We start from the raw sequence: 1,493 nt of genomic DNA, 5'->3' as shown, positions 1-1,493 counted from the left end.
CCAGAACCAGATGCCAGAACCAGATGCCAGAACCAGATGCTTGTGGCGACCAGGTGGAAATTTGGCTAAACGCGGGCCAGCGCTGTCATTTTGCCAGCGCTGCCATGATCGAAGGCCACCATGTCTGACCTTATTGCCCTGACGCTTCCCGACGGATCCGTGCGCGAAATGCCGCGCGGGACCACCGGCGGCGATGTGGCGGCAGCCATCGGCCCCGGCCTGGCCAAGGCGGCGCTGGCCGCGAAGGTGAACGGCGAGCTGGTCGATCTGTCGCTGCCGATCATGGCCGATGCGCAATTGGCGCTGGTGACGGCCAAGGACGAAGCCGACGCGCTGGAGCTGGCGCGCCACGATTTCGCGCATGTGCTGGCCGAGGCCGTGCAGGGCCTGTTTCCCGGCACGCAGATCACCTTCGGGCCATCGACGGACGACGGATTCTATTATGATTTCGCGCCGCCAGCCGACCGCGGCCCGTTCACCGAAGAAGATTTGCCCGCCATCGAAGCAGCGATGCGCGCCATCATCGCGGCCAACAAGCCGCTGCGCCGCGAAGTGTGGAGCCGCGCCCAGCTGATCAGCCGCTGGCAGCAACAGGGCGAAGGCTTCAAGGCTGAGTGGGCCGCCGAATTGCCGGGTGATGAGGATCTGACCGTCTATTGGTCGGGTGATGACTGGCTGGACATGTGCCGCGGGCCGCATCTGCCCGCCACCGGCAAGCTCGATGCGCAGGCCTTCAAGCTGACGCGGGTATCGGGCGCCTATTGGCGCGGCGATCAGAACAACGCCATGCTCAGCCGCATCTATGGCACCGGCTGGCTGAACAAGAAGCAGCTTGATGCGCATCTGACGCGCCTGGAAGAAGCCGCCAAGCGCGACCACCGCAAGCTGGGCCGCGAGATGGACTTGTTTCACCTGGAGGAGGTCGCGCACGGCAGCGTGTTCTGGCACCCGCGCGGTTTCGTGATCTACCGCGCGCTGGAGGCCTATATGCGCCGCCGGCTGGACGCCGCCGGCTATCAGGAAGTGAAGACGCCGCAGATCATGGACGCGCGCCAGTGGGAGCAATCGGGCCACTGGGGCAAATATCGCGAGAATATGTTCGTGATCCCCGACGAAGTGCCCAATACCGAGGATGACGGCCCGGTGGTGAGCGACAAGGCGCAGTGGATGGCGCTGAAGCCGATGAACTGCCCGGCGCATGTGCTGATTTTCCGGCAGGGCATCAAGAGCTACCGCGATCTGCCGCTGCGGCTGGCCGAAATGGGTTGCTGCCACCGCAACGAGCCGCACGGCGCGCTGCATGGCCTGATGCGCGTGCGCCAGTTCACGCAGGATGATGCCCATATCTTCTGCCGCGACGACCAGATCGTCGGCGAAATCGCGCGCTTCTGCGATCTGCTTGATGTGGTCTACAAGGATCTGGGCGGGTTCGACTATGCCATCAAGCTGGCGCTGCGCCCGGAAAAACGCTTCGGCAGCGATGCGATGTGGGA

1 protein-coding gene is annotated in these 1,493 nt (G+C 64.4%); it reads left to right on the top strand.

The genetic code is table 11. The annotated features are described in order from the left end of the window. Positions 1 to 120: 120 nt before the first annotated feature. Positions 121 to 1,493, top strand: a 1,373-nt coding sequence (thrS, locus tag ABWP50_RS13310) for a threonine--tRNA ligase (protein ID WP_353218471.1), incomplete at its 3' end; no start/stop codon positions are given.

The organism is Sandarakinorhabdus sp., assembly GCF_040398645.1.
Lineage (GTDB): Bacteria > Pseudomonadota > Alphaproteobacteria > Sphingomonadales > Sphingomonadaceae > Sandarakinorhabdus.
The sequence above is the reverse complement of the archived record's forward strand: the minus strand, read 5'-3'. Positions and strand labels throughout refer to the sequence as shown.